The organism is Pseudomonas sp. 7-41 (assembly GCF_021233075.1).
Classification (GTDB): domain Bacteria; phylum Pseudomonadota; class Gammaproteobacteria; order Pseudomonadales; family Pseudomonadaceae; genus Aquipseudomonas; species Aquipseudomonas veronii.
This window is the reverse complement of sequence record NZ_CP089551.1, coordinates 3,138,299-3,153,416: the sequence shown is the minus strand read 5'-3', so window position 1 is coordinate 3,153,416 and position 15,118 is coordinate 3,138,299. Positions and strand designations below refer to the sequence as shown.

The window sequence follows — 15,118 nt, the reverse complement described above, 5'->3', positions numbered from 1 at the left end:
GCCTTTAAACAAACCGTTACAGCGGCGCCTATTGACAAAGCGCCCACCCTCCCGCGTAGTCTATACATACACATTCACATGTGTATTTTAAAGCTGTGTATGGCGCTCCCTCAGGCTTATCCACACGACAATAAGAATAGAAAACGGGTACCTCACTATGCACTTGCATGCACCCCTGCGCACGGCCACACCCTGCGCGCTTGACACCTCGCCCTCCCGACGACAGCACCCCGGCACGGCATTGACCGACGCCCGCTGGCGCACACCTTCGCCTCCCTTTCCTACCGCTCGCTGAGGGCCGCTCATGGATATCTCGATACTGGCGTTTCTCGCCCAGGACGGCCTGACCACGGGCGCGATTTATGCCTTGGTGGCGCTGGCCCTGGTGCTGGTGTTCTCGGTGACGCGCACCATCCTGGTGTGCCAGGGCGACTTCGTCACCTACAGCGCCCTGACCCTGGCCACCCTGCAACTGGGGCTGATGCCCGGCACCCTATGGCTGCTGCTCGGCTGCTCGCTGGCCGCCTGCACACTGGACAGCATCGCCGCGTTGCGCCGTGGTCAATCGCGCCGGGTGCCCGGCCTGCTGGCACGCTACCTGGGCTTGCCGACGGTGCTGTGGGTGGTGCTGGACACCTTCGAGCTGGCCGGTTTGCCGGCCGTGTTGCAGATCCTGCTGACCCTGGCGCTGGTCACGCCGCTGGGGCCGCTGCTGTATCGCCTGGTGTATCAACGGGTGGCCGAGACCTCGGTGCTGTTGCTGCTGATCGTATCGGTGGCCGTACACATCACGCTGGTGGGTATCAGCTTGCTGATGTTCGGCGCAGAAGGGGTTCGCACCGATGCCCTGGCCGAAGCGGTGTTCATGCTCGGTGAGCTGCCGGTGGGCCTGCAAAGCCTGTTGGTGATCGCCAGCGCCCTGCTGCTGATCGGCCTGCTCTACGCGTTCTTCGGCCACAGCCTGTATGGCAAGGCCCTGCGCGCCACGGCACTGAATCGCAAGGGCGCGCAACTGGTGGGCATCCCCACACAGCTGGCCGGCAAGGCAGCGTTCGGCCTGGCGGCGTTGATCGGCGCCATTTCCGGCGTGCTGATCGGCCCGCTGACCACCCTGTACTACGACTCGGGCTTTCTGATCAGCCTCAAGGGGTTTGTCGCTGCGATCTTCGGCGGCCTGGCCAGTTACCCGATTGCCGCCGCCAGTGCGTTTTTCGTCGGTGTTCTGGAGAGCTTCGCCAACTTCGGCGCCTCGGCCTACAAGGAGGTGATCGTGTTCACCCTGGTGATCCCGGTACTGCTGTGGCTCTCGTTGAAGCACCCTCACCTTGAGGAGCAACACTGATGATCCGTCGACTGATCCCCCTGTTCGCCCTGCTGCTTCTGGCGGGCCTGGCACCAGTGCTGCTGCCGACCTTCCATGTCACGCTGCTGAATTACATCGGCCTGTACAGCCTGGTCGCCCTGGGCCTGGTGCTGCTGACCGGCATCGGCGGCATGACCTCGTTCGGCCAGGCCGCGTTCGTCGGTATCGGCGCCTACGCAAGCGCGGTGCTGACCACCCAATATGGCCTGTCGCCCTGGCTCGGTTTGCTTGCGGGCCTGGCGATTACCCTTGTGGTTGCCACCAGCCTGGGCCTGTTGACCCTGCGCCTGGCCGGCCACTACCTGCCCATCGGCACCCTGGCCTGGGGTCTGGCGCTGTTCTACCTGTTCGGCAACCTGCCCGGGCTGGGCGGCTTCGGCGGCCTGCAAAACCTGCCGAATATCAGCCTGTTCGGCTGGCAGGTCCGCGACCCGGCCGACTTCAGCCTGCTGATTGGGCTGCTGTTGGCGATCAGCCTGTGGCTGCTCGACAACCTGCTGCATAGCCGCCAAGGCCGCGCCATCCGCACCCTCAAGGATTCCGCCGGCATGGCTGAGGCGATGGGCATCGACACGGCGCGCAGCCGCTTGCAGGTGTTCATCATCGCGGCCCTGCTCGCGGCGTTGTCGGGCTGGCTGTACGCGCACCTGCAACGGGTGGTCAATCCCACGCCGTTCTCGGTGGTGATGGGTATCGAGTATCTGTTCATGATCGTGCTCGGCGGCGTTGCCAGCCTCTGGGGCGCACTGCTCGGCGCAGCCCTGCTGACCCTGATCAAACAGGTGCTGCAAGACGTACTGCCACAGCTGTTCGGACACGCCGACAACGTCGAGATGATTTTCTTCGGCGTGCTGGTGATCCTGGTCCTGCAATACGCCCGTGGCGGCCTGTTGCCATTGCTGAGCGGCCTGTTCCCGAGGGCACAACCCCGTCCGCTGCCCGAGCACCCGGCCCATGCGCTGCCCCGCCGGACGATGCCCGCCAACGGGCAGCCGTTGATGGTCGCAGAAGGTCTGCTCAAGCAGTTTGGCGGACTGGTGGCCAACAAGGACATGGGTTTGACCGTCAATGGCGCCGAAATCACCGCGCTGATCGGTCCCAACGGCGCGGGCAAGTCGACCCTGTTCAATCTGTTGTCCGGGGTGCTCGCGCCCAATGCCGGCCAGATCGTTTTTCTCGGCCAGCGCATCGACGGCCTGTCGCCGCGTGCCATCGCCCGACTGGGCGTCAGCCGCACCTTCCAGCACGTGCGCTTGTTGCCGGACATGAGCGTCCTGGAAAACGTCGCCCTCGGCGCCCATGCCCGGGGCAAAGCCGGGCTGCTGCGCTCGATGCTGCATCTGGAGCGCGAAGAGGAAGCCGCCCTGCTGGCCGAAGCCCGGCGCCAGATCGAACGCGTGGGCCTGGGCGCCGCCCTGCACACCCCCGCCGGCAGCCTGCCGTTGGGCCAGCAGCGCATCGTCGAAATTGCCCGGGCGCTGTGCAGCGACCCCCTGTTGCTGTTGCTCGACGAACCCGCCGCCGGGCTGCGCCATGGCGAAAAGCTGGCACTCGCCCACCTGCTCGAACAACTGCGCGGCGAAGGCCTGGGCGTGCTGCTGGTGGAGCACGACATGGAATTCGTCATGGGCCTGGCCGACCAGATCGTGGTGATGGAATTCGGCCAGCGCCTGGCCGGTGGCACACCGCTGCAGATACAGCAAAACCCTGCGGTGCTTGCCGCCTACCTTGGAGGTGTCGAATGAGTCGCCTGCTGGATGTACGCAACCTGACGATCAGCCACGGCAAGGTCGAAGCGGTACGCCAACTCAACCTGAGCCTGGAGGAAGGCCAGATCGTCAGCCTGATCGGCCCCAACGGCGCCGGCAAAACCACCTTGATGGCGGCGCTGATCGGCCTGCTGCCAGCACAGGGCCAGGTGAGTTACGCCGGCCAGCCGCTGCTGGCGCACCACGACGTCGCCCAGCGCATCGACAAGGGCATGGCGCTGGTGCCGGAAAGCCGCGAACTGTTCGGCCTGATGAGCGTCGAGGACAACCTGCGCCTGGGTGCCTTCAGCCGTCATCGGCGTGGCTTTCGCGACCACCAGAAGACCCTCGACGAAGTTTTCGGCCTGTTCCCGCGCATGTACGAACGGCGCAGTCAGCCGGCCTGCACCCTGTCGGGCGGCGAGCGCCAGATGCTTGCCATCGGCCGCGCGCTGATGGCCAAGCCGCGCTTGCTGATGCTCGACGAACCCAGCCTGGGCCTGGCCCCGCGGGTGATCGGCGAAATCTTCACGATCTTCGAGACCCTGCGCCAGAGCGGCGTGTCGATCCTGCTGGTCGAGCAAAACGCCCGCGCCGCGCTGAAGATTTCCGACTACGGCTACGTGCTCGAAGTCGGGGAAATCGTGCTTGAAGGCAGCGCCCAAGCCTTGGCCAACAACCCCCAGGTGGCCGAAATCTACCTGGGCCGCCCACCCACCCGAGCCGCCATGGAGGTCACCAGCGCTACCGGCACGTAGCGCCCTGCCACAGCCTTTGCCACACCATAAAAAAAATATCAGGAGCGTGTATGAGATCGATTTTTCCCTTGCTGTTGCTGGCCTCACTGTCTGCCGCCGCACAGGCGGACATGACCGTCGGCGTGATTCTCTCCACCACCGGCCCCGGTGCCTCGCTGGGTATTCCCGAGCGCAATACCGTGGCCCTGTTGCCCAAGGAAATTGCCGGCCAGGCGGTGAAATACGTGGTACTGGACGACGGCAGCGACAGCACGGCCGCCGCCAAGAACGCGCGCAAACTGGTGAGCGAAAACCGTGTCGACCTGTTGATCGGCTCCACCACCGTGCCCACCTCGGCGGCCGTGGCGCAAATCGCCAAGGAGAGCAAGACCGCGCAGATCGCCCTGGCCCCATTCGCCCCGGCAAGCGGCGAACAGACCTGGATTTTCACCGTCGCCCAGACCAACACCTTGATGGCCGAGGCGCTGATCGAGCACATGCAAAAAGCCGGCGTAAAAACCCTGGCGTATATCGGCTACAACGATGTGTGGGGCGAAGACTGGCACAAAGTGCTGAGCGAGATGGCGCCGGCGGCAGGCATCCAATTGGTGCGAGACGAGCGCTTCAACCGCACCGACTCGTCGGTCAGCGGCCAGGCCCTGAAGGTCATGAGCAGCAAGCCCGATGCGGTATTGATCGGCGCCACCGGCACACCCGCGGCCCTGCCCCACACCGAACTGCGGCGCCTGGGTTACAAGGGCACCATTTACCACACCCATGGTGCGGCCAACAGCGCGTTCCTGCGCATCGGCGACAAAGCCTTGAACGGCGCGATCCTGCCCGTGGGGCCCGTGGTGGTGTGGGACAAACTGCCGGCCAGCCACCCGTCCAAAGCCATCGCCAGCCAATACGCGCAGGATTACCAGGCCCAGTACGGCGCCAACAGCCTGTCGCCATTCGGCGCCTACCTGTACGACGCCATGCGCCTGGTGGAGGCCGCCGTGCCGGCCGCGCTCAAAGGCAGCACACCGGGCACGCCAGCGTTTCGCGAGCAACTGCGCGACCAGCTAGAGCAGACCCGCAACGTGGTCGGCACCCACGGCGTGTACAACCTGAGCGCCACCGACCACTTCGGCCACGACCAGCGCGCTCGCGCACTGGTGACGGTGCAGGATCAGCAGTGGGTCCTCTTGCATGCCCCTGAATAACCCCGACAACAATAATAAAAAGGCAACGTCCATGAGTACTCTGAAACGGGTTCACACCACCCTCGCCCTCGGTACGCTGTGCAGCATCAGCCCCGCGCTGCTGGCCCAGGGTTTTATCGAAGACAGCAAGGCCACGCTGACTTCACGCAACTACTACTTCGACCGCGACTACAAAGGCGACTCGGCGCAATCGGCCACCCGTGAATGGGCGCAGGGCTTCATCCTGCGCTTCACTTCCGGTTATACCCCTGGCACCGTGGGGTTTGGCCTGGATGCCCAAGGCCTGCTCGGCTTGAAACTCGACTCCAGCCCCGATCGCACCGGCACCGGCCTGCTGTCGTACAACCCGGTCACTCGCCAGCCGAACGACAGCTATTCAGAACTGGGGCTGACCGGCAAGGTCAAGGTATCGAAAACCGAACTGCAGGGCGGCACGCTCGCGCCGAACCTGCCCATCCTGTTTGCCAGCCCGACGCGCCTGCTGCCACAGACCTTTCGCGGCGCCCAGCTCAAGTCCCAGGACATCGACAACCTGACGCTCAATGCCGGCTGGCTCGACCGCATGAACCAGCGCGATTCGACCAACTACCAGAAGATCACCCTGGCCTCGCCCAACCGGCGCTTCAACGGTGCGGCCGAATCGGACAGCTTCAGCTTTGCCGGCGGCGACTACAAATGGTCCGACGCTCTCACACTCAAGTACTACCACGCGGAACTTGCGGACATTTATCGCCAGGACTTCGTCGGGTTTATCGACAATCGCCCACTGGGCCCGGGGCGGGTGAAAACCGATGTGCGCTACCACATCAGTGGCGAGGACGGCCCCGCCAAAGCGGGCAAGGTCGACAACCGCACCTTCGGCGTGATGAGCACCTACAGCCTGGGCGCCCACAGCCTCGGGCTCGGTTACATGCAACTGAGCGGTGACACGGCAATGCCCTACATCGCCGGTTCAGAACCGATGGTGGTCAGTGAAGGCGCCTTGAGCAGCGAGTTCCTCAACCCCAAGGAACGCACCTGGCAGGTCCGCTACGACTATGACTTCGCCGCCCTGGCGGTTCCCGGGCTCAAGGGCATGCTGCGGTATCTGGACGCCAGCCATATCGAACTACCGAGTGCATTGGGCGGCAGTGATCGCAGCGAGAGCGAAAAAGACATAGAGCTGTCTTATGTGGTGCAGAGCGGCACCTTCAAGAACGTCGCGTTCCGCTTGCGCCATGCCTGGTACCGCAATGACTTCGCCCCTACCGCTTCGTTTCGCGATGACAACGAACTGCGGGTGAACATCGATTACACCTTGGCGCTCTGGTAAAGCCTCAATAGGTTAACCCGTTGCGAAACACCCCGGCTTTCCGGGGTGTTTTGCGTTGAGGCTTACTCGGCCGCGCAGTCGCGCGCCGCGATGCCCTTCTCCTGGGCATACGCGGCAGACTTGGCCTCGATCAACGGGCGCAAGGTGGCGCGGTCGGCCTGGACCCAGTCGGTCACCAGCACCCATTTTTGCCCGTCCCACTGCTGCACCCGGGCTGAACCGCCGCCTTCGTGGTCGGCGCAGGACAGTTTCAACGGCGCGAGCAAGCCTTCGAGACCCAACGCCTTGATGCGAGCGGCGTCGATGTCCAAATGCTCGAACGCCCAGCGCGTTTCCTCACCGTTCAGCCCACGATTGCCGAACTTAGCCTGGCCGGTGCGCAAGGCTTCGACTGCAATGGCCGCGTTGATCAGGCCGATGTTGTAGTAGACCTTGCCGAAGTAACTCGGGTCTTTGAGGTTGCTCTTGCCCGGGTCCAGGATGAACTGCTTGAGTTTGCGGTGGATCTCGAAGCTGTCGCCACCGGGGAACGGCGCCAGCGCCTGGTAGCCTTTGGCGGCGGTGCCCGCGGGGATCACATCGGCTTCGGAGCCGGCCCACACGTCTCCGATCAGGCGGTCCACCGGGATGCCAAAACGCACGGCGGTCTTGATGCCGACCGGGGTGGACACGCCCCAGGTGCGCAGGAACACCCAGTCCGGGTTGATCTGACGGACCTGCCGCCATTGGGTCGACTGCTCGTTGCCGGGGTCCGCCACCGGGATCTGGATATTCTCGAAACCGTACTTTTGCGCGAGCAATTGCATCGCCGCCTGGGTTTCGCGGCCATAGGCGGAGTCGTGGTAGACCGTGACGATCTTCTTGCCCTTGAGTTTGTCCAGGCCGCCTTCGCGCTGGGCGATGTAGTTGATCCCCACCGACGCCTGGCCGTAGTAGTTGAGCAACAGCGGGAAGGCGTAAGGGAACACGCGGCCATCGGTCGATTCGGTACGCCCGCCGGCACCGTCGATCAGCGGGATATGGTCGACGGCGGCGCGGTCCATCAGCGCATAGGACGCCGGCGTGCTGTGGGTGAAGAAGAAGCCGGTCGGCGCGCCGTCGAGGCCGGCCTTGTAGCGTTCGTAGCATTCGATGATACGGTCGGTCTTCCACTCGGTCTCGCACTCTTGCCAGACCAGTTTGACCCCGTTCACGCCGCCTTCGACCTCATTGATATAGCGGAAGTAGTCGATCTCCCCCGCCCACCACGGGATGCCGCTGGAGGCGTAGGCGCCGACCCGGTAGGTCGCCAGCGGGATGAACTGTTGATCATTGGCCGCCTGGGCCGCGGCCGGCAGCAGCCCGCCCAAGGTGCCGATTGCCAGCAGGCCGGCAATAAACGTGCGTTGCAAGGTGTTGTGCATGGGTGTGGTTTCTTTTGAAAAGTGGGGGTTATCCCTCCCGTTGTCGGGTCAGTGCCTATCGACTGACAACACAATTCATGCCAAACCCATAAGCCTTTAAATTCAGCACCTTACGCAGAACCTAAGCCTGCGCGATCGCACAGTTTATTGAACTGCTGTTGCCCCACCAACAGCCTGAGCACGTCCCGTCAGCCGATAAACCGCTGCAGCGCAAACGGCGCCATCGCCGCCGACATCTCCCCCGTCAACACCCACTGCGCGATCGCCTGTCCGAACAACGGCGCGAACTTGAAACCATGCCCGCTCAACCCTGCCGCGACCAACAACCCCGGCACGCGCGGGTCCGGGCCGAGCAGCGGATTACCGTCCGGCGTGTCATCGAAGAACGACACGCGGCGCCCGATCGGCTGTGCGCCCAGTAGACGTTGCACGCGTTGCGCGGCGCGGTCACGGTAGGCCAACACCTGAGTGTCGCTGAAGGTGCCGTCGAAGGCATCCGGGTCGATGGGCGCCCCTTCGGCGCCGCCCAGCGCGCCGATCACGTAGCTGCCGGGGCGATCCGGGCGCAGGTAGAAGCCGACGTCGCGGTCGCAGTAGCCCGGCATCGGCTTATCCGCGCCGCAGACCTCGAGAATGCCCACGCATTGCCGTGTGGCGTGAATCGGCAGCGGCGCGCCGCACTCGGCGGCCAGTGCGGCGGCCCATGGCCCGGCGGCGTTGATCACATGGCTGCTGGCGATAAACCCGCAGTCGGTCTGCACGCCGATGACGCGGCCGGCCTGGCGCACAATCCGCCGCGCCGCCCGGCCCTCTTCGATCACCGCGCCCAGGGCGCTCGCACCGGCGGCAAAGCTGCGCGCGGTAAGACGCGGGTCGCAATAACCGGCGTCCGGTTCGTAGACCGCGCCCGCCAGGCCATCGGTGTACAGGTCCGGCACCCGTTCCCGTATCTGCTCGGGGCAGAGCCATTCAAGCGGCGCGCCCGCTGCCCGCAGACGCGCGACATTGGCCTGAGTGGTCGCTTGCGCGTGCCCGGCAATACCGGTCAGGAACCCCGTGCGCTGGTAGCCGCATGCGCCGGGATAGTGCTGCGGCCACTCGCGATAGGCCCGCACACCTTGCGTCGCCAGGTAGCTGAGGGCGGGGTCGGCATAATACGCCCGCACGATCCCCGGCGATGCGCCCGACGAACCGCTGGCAATCGCGCCTTTATCGAGCAGCCTGACCGACGCCCCGGCCCGCGCCAGGTGCCAGGCTGCGGCGGTGCCGGTGGTGCCGGCGCCGATCACGATAACGTCGGCGTATTCATGCATCGCTGGTGGCCCCGGCAAGCACCACGCTGGCCGGCAGGCACGGCGCCAATGCGGCCGGCGACAGCGGCGCAAAGCGCGGGCGCGCCGAGGTCTGCGGACGTGGCTGCGAGGCAGCGTGCAGCGCCTGGATCAGCGGCAAACCGTCATGCCCCAGGCGCTGCCACAGGTACTCGGCCAGGCGCGGCATGATCGGCGCGGCCAGGTACGCCAGGCCCTTGAGCCACAGGTAGGCGTGGGCGGGCTGCGTGACGTCCAGGTCGGGGCGTTGCATCCATTGATGCAGCACGTCCCAGGCTTCGCGCACCGACACCGCGTCCAACCGGAAGGCCTGCCCCAACCGCGTAACGGCCAGCTCCAGGGCCGGCCACAGCGCCGGGTCGATGGACTGCGGCCGCGTGTGATCGAGGGCGGCCAGCGCCAGGTCGATGCGGCCGTCGAGCGCACCGGCCAGGTCCACATTGACCACCTCGACAAACTCCTCCACGGCGAAGTTGGTTTCGCCCTGTTCGGGGCTTTCGCGGCTCAGGAAGTAACGCACCGCGTCGCTGGTCGCCGGGGTCTTTTCGACGATATCGGCGGCCCACACCACATGCAGGCGGCTGGTGGAAAACTTCGCGCCTTGCAGGTTGTAGAAGTAATTGGTCAACACGTAATCGAATGAGCGGTGATCCTGCAACGCATCCATCACCGCGACACTGCCGGCCAACAGCAGCACCGCGTTGTCGATGCCAAAACTGACCAGCGTCGTCACCTCGCTGCTGCGCAGCATGGCATGGCCGTGCTCGGGCGCCTGTTCCTGGGATCGGTCGGCGCAGGTCAGCGCATACTCCCAGCCCGATTCGAACAGCACGCGCGGGTTGCCGAAGCGGTCCGGGCTCCAGGCAACGCCCCATTCGCCCGGCGCGGTCAGCCGCACCCGGCCGTTTTCCCGTTCCAGGAAGCGCGCAATCACCTCGACGATCGACGCCGGCGCACCGGAGGTCGCCATGCGCTGCAGCAACTGCTCGGGGTGGGCGACGGTCAGAAACAGGCTTTCGACCTCAACCCAATGCAGGGGGCTGTCGCCCATGCGCGGTTGCGGGTCAAGCATGGCTTCCGGGCGAAACAGCGCGCCGCAGGCTTCGCAAAAATAGCCGCCCGCCCCCGCCCGGCAATACGGGCATTGCCCCAGCAGCCAGGCCCCCGCCATGTAGCGCCGGGTGTCCGGGCAATACAGCACGCGTTCGACCACGCTTTGCGTCACCCCGAGCGCCACCAGGCGCTCCACCGTGCGCTGGGCATTGCGCGCATGCTGCTGCGCATAGGGGCCTTGCACCAGGTCGAGGAAGTCATCCACCTCGACATCCAGCGCGCGCAGGTCATGGGCGATTTGCCCGTGATAGTCGCGCACCACGGCTTCGGGCGTGCGCTGCTCTTGCAGGGCCTTCCACAGCACATAGGAGTCGAAGCCGTCGACCGCCGAGACCACGTCGACACGATGGCCCTGGCTGCGCAGGTAGCGCCCCAGCATGTCCATGCGCAAGTACGGCCCGGCGATATGCCCCAGGTGCAGCCTGCCGTTCGGAGTGGGCGGGATGGGCATCAGGAAGAAGGTTTGCGCGGCGATAGCGGTCATCTTTTCAATCCATCGAAACAGTAGAAAGGGTGGGTTTGGCGGTAGCGGGCGCATCGGGCCACTGGGCGACGAGCAGGTCCACGGCTTCGCGGGCAATGCCCGGTGCCAGGCGGAAACCGGCGCCGCTGCCGGCGCCGGCAAACACCAGGTTCTGCCCGGCGTCGAAGCTCACCTGCGACTCTCCGCCGGGGCTGTAGCTGTCGCAGAACACCCGGCCGCCGCGACTGCGGGCCACCAGCTCGGGCAGGTAGTGCGCCAGCGTGCGGGTGGCCACCTGTACATCGTGGCGGTTGATTTCCAGTGCATGTTTGCGCGGCGCAACGTCCCATTCATCGCACCGGAAGCTGAACAACCACTGGTTACGCGCTGCCAATGGCATCAGGTAAGCGTCGGATTGCGGCAGGAACAGCGCCGCGGCGTTGCTCGGCGGTACGCCGTCGATATGCAGGGCCACCACCTTCTTCACCCGCAGCCCATGGCGCGCGGCAAGCGCGTCGAACGGCGGCTCGCTGACCCACGGCCCCGTGGCAACCAGGGTGCGGCGGGCGCGCAGCGTGGCGCCGTCGGCCAGGGTGATGCGCGTGCCGCTGCCCAGCGCATCGATCTGCTGCACGCCCACGCCTTCGATGCAGCGCACATGGGCACTGGCCAGGCTGTGGCCGATCAGCAACCGCGCCACCAGCGGCGGCTCATAACTTTCGGCGGTGCCGCCACGCAACAGGCTTTCGTTCGCGCCAACCTTGAGTGAGGCGCCCAGGCGTGGGCCCAGGTCCGCCACGCACAAGTCGGCGGGCTGAACCGGCGCATCGACCAGGGCCTGCTCGATGTCTGCACTAAAGCTGCGTTCGGCCAGCCAGTACACCGGCGCCTGGGTGGTGCGGATGCCCAGGCGATCACGCAGGGCCCGATACAGCTCGGCGCTCTCCCCGGCCAGGCTCCGTTCGCGCGGCGAGCGGCCGGTGGCCAGCAGCACACCCGCCGAATGGGCGGTGGCCCCGTCGCCGATGCGGTAGCGGTCGATCAGCAGAATCTGCCAGTGGGGATAGCGTTGCGTCGCATGATGCAACGCCCAGGCACCGATAATGCCGCCTCCGACAATCACCAGGTCGAAGTGCTGCTCCATGCTCATGCCCACCACACCGAAAACACCTGGACCTGGGTCGTGCCGTTGTTGCGCGCGAAATGCGGCCGCCAGGGCGCGAAATACAGGCTTTCGCCATTTCTGACCGCGTGCCAGGTGCCGTCGTAGAAGACGTCCAGCTCGCCGCCGCTGATAAACCAGATTTCGTTCACGGCGTGCTTGTCTTCGTCGGTCGCGCTGTGTGGCTCGAGGGTGAAACGCGATGACTGGATCGGCGCATTGGCCAGTTTGCCGGCAAAGTGGTGCAGGTACAGGCGCACGCCTTCCGGCGCCACGGGCTCCTCGGTTTCTCGAATCACCGGGGCATTGCCGTTGGGGGCAAGTGTGATGGGTTCCATGACCGGGCTCCTGGGTCTAGTTGGCGAGAGCGGTCAGGCGATCGAAACGCGCATCGCCGACCTCGTCGAATACTTCGTTGGCGCCCCATTGGACGAACGCCTCGGGCTCATCCAAGTCGTACAGGGCTTGCCCGCTGACGCTGTTGATGATGTTCGCGCAACGCCAGGGGATCAGGCCCAGGTTCGGGTCGGCGATGCCTTTCTGGCTGCGCGCGGCGTTTTGCACATAGATGGCCGAGCCCTGCGGCCCATCCCAGGCGACGGAATAGTCATCGTTGAAGACGTACTCGCCGTTGCATCGGGTAATCCGTGATTCGAGCGCCGCCAGGCACGCCGGCATCTGGTAGGCATAGCCTGTACACAGCACCGCGGTGTCGGCACTCAGTTCCTCCTGCACCTGGCTGTGCCCGTGCGCCATCAACAGGCTCCAGTGATGGGGGCGCTGCTGAATCGAGGTCAACTCGCGCCCGGGCAGCAGGCGAATGTGACAGGGGTGCTGCAAGACGTGCTTGAGCTCGTACAGGCGGCGATAAATCGACTGCAACAACGCTTGGGAAATGCCGTCGCTCGCCAGTTTTTGCTCGACCAGCAATGGCCGGCGAACGGCCTCGGGCTGGGCGAAAAAGTGGTCGCTGTACTGCGGGGTGTAGAGCTCGTTGGTAAACGGCGACTCATCCAGCGGCGAAAAATTCCAGCGCCGCGAGACCCAGGTCACGCTGGCGGGCAAGGCGGCGGTGTCGGACAGCAGGTGCTGGATGATTTCGGCCCCGGTCTGGCCGCCACCGATCACCACCACGCGCTGGTCTTTGAAGCTGCGCTTGCGGGTCATGTACTGCGAGGAGTGAAACAGCGTATCGCCCAGATGCGCCTGCGCGCACGCCGGGATCGACGGTTGCTGCCCGGTGCCCAACACCAGGTGGCGCGCCGGTTGCGCCCAGGTATCGCCCTGGAGCAGGAACAGGCCGTTATCGAACGTCACCGAACGCACTTCGCTGTTGAAATGCAGATTCGGCAGCTGGCTGCACGCCCAGCGGTAGTACTGGTTGAACTCGCGGCGCAGCACCTGCTCGAAATGCGCGTTGATAAAACTGAGCAGCTGTTTTTTCTGCGCCAGGTAAGCGAGGAATGACAGCGGGTTGGACGGGTCCACCAGGCTGACCAGGTCCTTGAGGTAATGCACCTGCAGTTTGGCCTCGGGCACCATCATCCCCGCATGCCATTGAAATTCGCTGCTGCGCTCGAAGAACGCTGCGCTAATGCTCGGTTTGGGCTGGGCCAGCGCCGCCAGGCTAAGGTTGGCCGGACCGATGCCGATCCCCGCCATATCGACAACTGCAGGTGCAGAACGCAGATTCATGATCATTATCCCTATTGATGATGTTTTTCAGGTGCAGCGACGCCTCGCGAATGTCACGAAAACGTGCCGGGCATTGCCTTTACAGGTGCAGGTCCATCAACTTTCCACGGGTTGCGCCGCCGGCGCTTTCAACACCAGGGCGGCCATCAGCATGGCGAGCAACGACAAACCGATGGCGACGCTGACGGCGACGTCGATGGCATCGCCCAGGGGCTGAATCGAGGTGAGCAAGGCGCCGAAGATCGCCACGCCGAAGGCGGAGCCGCTTTGGCGGCTGGCATTGAGTGTGCCCGCCGCCACCCCGGCCTTGGCGCGGTCGACCACACTCATCAGCACGGAGGTGGCGGCCGGGGTGATGATCCCGGCACCGAACCCCACGGCCGGGTAGCACACTGCGATACGCCAGTACGGTGCGTCACTGGCCAGGGCGAACAGGCCGATAAACCCCACGGTGTACAGGCCGAACCCCGCACACAGCACGGCGCGCGCGCCATACGCACGGGTCAGCCGGCCGCAGGTGAAGCTGCCCAGGGTGACCATGGCGGTCAATGGCAGGAAAGCCAGCCCGGTGTCCAGCGGCGACCAGCCACGCTCGCTCTGGAAGTACACGCTGAGCAGGAAAAACAGGCCATAGAACACCAGGGCCGATGCCAGCGACAGCAGCGTCGCCCCCGAGAACACCGGGTTGCGGAAATACTGCAGCGGCAGCATCGGGTCCTTGTGGCGGCTTTCGGTCACAAAGAACACGCACCAGGCGATACAGGCCACGAACACGCAGGCGTACACCCATTCGGAGTTCCACCCCAGCTTCGCCCCTTCAATCAGCACCGCCACCGAGGTCGCCAGCGCGATAATCGCGGCGACTTGCCCAGTGACGTCCAAGTGCCGGTTTGGCGCCAACGGTGCCGAAGACGGGATGCGCGAGGTCAGCCACACGCCCACCAGGGCGATCGGCACGTTGATCAAGAAGATGCTGCGCCAGCCGAACAGCTCGATCAGTACACCGCCCACCAGCGGTCCGGCCGCCATGGCGATGCCGCCGCACCCGGCCCACACGCCAATGGCGCCGGCGCGCTGGTGGGTCTGCGGGTAAGCGCTGTTGATCAACATCAAGGAACACGGCACCAGCAACGCGGCGCCCAGCCCCTGCAGGACCCGCGCACCGACCAACTCCGGCAGGTCGGTGGCCAGGCCACACAACGCCGAGGCCAGGGCAAACAGGCCGAGGCCGACGGCGTAGATTTTCTTCGCGCCGAAACGATCGCCCAGCAGGCCGCCCGTCAGCAGCAGGCTGGCGAAGGTCAGGGTATATGCGTTGATCACCCACTGCAGCCCGGTGATACCCGAGCCAAAGGTGCGGGAAATCGATTCAACTGCCACGTTGACAATCGAAGTGTCGAGGATAACGACCACATAGCTCAGACTCGTCGCAATCAGTACTTGTCGTTGGTAGCGGGTGTTGGAGGTCATGACCGCGAGCGTCCTTTAAGGGGGCGGCTCGACTATATGCAGCTTTCTGGGATAAACGCTTCGAGCTGTGTCGAAGTGTTTATGTTTATGTCATCCTGAAATCCGATTTCACC

The 15,118-nt window shown here is 64.9% G+C and carries 12 protein-coding genes; 5 read left to right on the top strand and 7 right to left on the bottom strand.

Annotated elements, in window-relative coordinates:
- Window positions 1-304 precede the first annotated feature (304 nt).
- The 5 genes from LQ249_RS14160 to LQ249_RS14140 are packed head-to-tail and all read left to right on the top strand — an operon-like array spanning window position 305 to window position 6,368.
- On the top strand, window positions 305-1,342 hold the full coding sequence (locus tag LQ249_RS14160) for a branched-chain amino acid ABC transporter permease (protein ID WP_046486461.1): 1,038 nt from the start codon (window positions 305-307) through the stop codon (window positions 1,340-1,342).
- Entirely contained in the window at window positions 1,342-3,108 is a 1,767-nt protein-coding gene (locus tag LQ249_RS14155) for a branched-chain amino acid ABC transporter ATP-binding protein/permease (RefSeq protein WP_232566561.1), read from the top strand. Before LQ249_RS14160 ends, LQ249_RS14155 begins: the two co-directional genes overlap by 1 nt.
- A gap of 5 nt (window positions 3,109-3,113) precedes the next feature.
- A complete protein-coding gene (locus LQ249_RS14150; protein ID WP_232566609.1) occupies window positions 3,114-3,869 on the top strand; it encodes an ABC transporter ATP-binding protein in 756 nt (251 codons plus the stop codon).
- Between the two features lie 50 nt (window positions 3,870-3,919).
- Complete coding sequence (locus LQ249_RS14145) at window positions 3,920-5,056, top strand: ABC transporter substrate-binding protein (RefSeq protein WP_046486463.1); 1,137 nt, start codon at window positions 3,920-3,922, stop codon at window positions 5,054-5,056.
- Between the two features lie 31 nt (window positions 5,057-5,087).
- Complete coding sequence (locus tag LQ249_RS14140) at window positions 5,088-6,368, top strand: OprD family porin (protein ID WP_046383250.1); 1,281 nt, start codon at window positions 5,088-5,090, stop codon at window positions 6,366-6,368.
- A gap of 62 nt (window positions 6,369-6,430) precedes the next feature.
- Here LQ249_RS14140 and LQ249_RS14135 read toward each other — a convergent pair whose 3' ends face one another.
- From LQ249_RS14135 to LQ249_RS14105, 7 genes are all read right to left on the bottom strand, one after another.
- On the bottom strand, window positions 6,431-7,771 hold the full coding sequence (locus LQ249_RS14135) for an ABC transporter substrate-binding protein (protein WP_057005524.1): 1,341 nt from the start codon (window positions 7,769-7,771) through the stop codon (window positions 6,431-6,433).
- A gap of 188 nt (window positions 7,772-7,959) precedes the next feature.
- Window positions 7,960-9,084: an NAD(P)/FAD-dependent oxidoreductase gene (locus tag LQ249_RS14130; RefSeq protein ID WP_169865879.1), complete on the bottom strand. Its 1,125-nt coding sequence runs from the start codon at window positions 9,082-9,084 to the stop codon at window positions 7,960-7,962.
- Entirely contained in the window at window positions 9,077-10,699 is a 1,623-nt protein-coding gene (locus tag LQ249_RS14125; protein WP_082107752.1) for a methionine--tRNA ligase, read from the bottom strand. The genes LQ249_RS14130 and LQ249_RS14125 overlap by 8 nt, the downstream gene beginning before the upstream one ends.
- A gap of 4 nt (window positions 10,700-10,703) precedes the next feature.
- On the bottom strand, window positions 10,704-11,828 hold the full coding sequence (locus tag LQ249_RS14120) for an NAD(P)/FAD-dependent oxidoreductase (RefSeq protein WP_232566560.1): 1,125 nt from the start codon (window positions 11,826-11,828) through the stop codon (window positions 10,704-10,706).
- A complete protein-coding gene (locus LQ249_RS14115; RefSeq protein WP_046383247.1) occupies window positions 11,825-12,178 on the bottom strand; it encodes a cupin domain-containing protein in 354 nt (117 codons plus the stop codon). Before LQ249_RS14115 ends, LQ249_RS14120 begins: the two co-directional genes overlap by 4 nt.
- A gap of 16 nt (window positions 12,179-12,194) precedes the next feature.
- Window positions 12,195-13,535: a lysine N(6)-hydroxylase/L-ornithine N(5)-oxygenase family protein gene (locus LQ249_RS14110; RefSeq protein WP_232566559.1), complete on the bottom strand. Its 1,341-nt coding sequence runs from the start codon at window positions 13,533-13,535 to the stop codon at window positions 12,195-12,197.
- A 96-nt stretch (window positions 13,536-13,631) separates the two neighbouring features.
- Complete coding sequence (locus LQ249_RS14105; protein WP_046383245.1) at window positions 13,632-15,005, bottom strand: MFS transporter; 1,374 nt, start codon at window positions 15,003-15,005, stop codon at window positions 13,632-13,634.
- Between the last annotated feature and the right edge of the window lie 113 nt (window positions 15,006-15,118).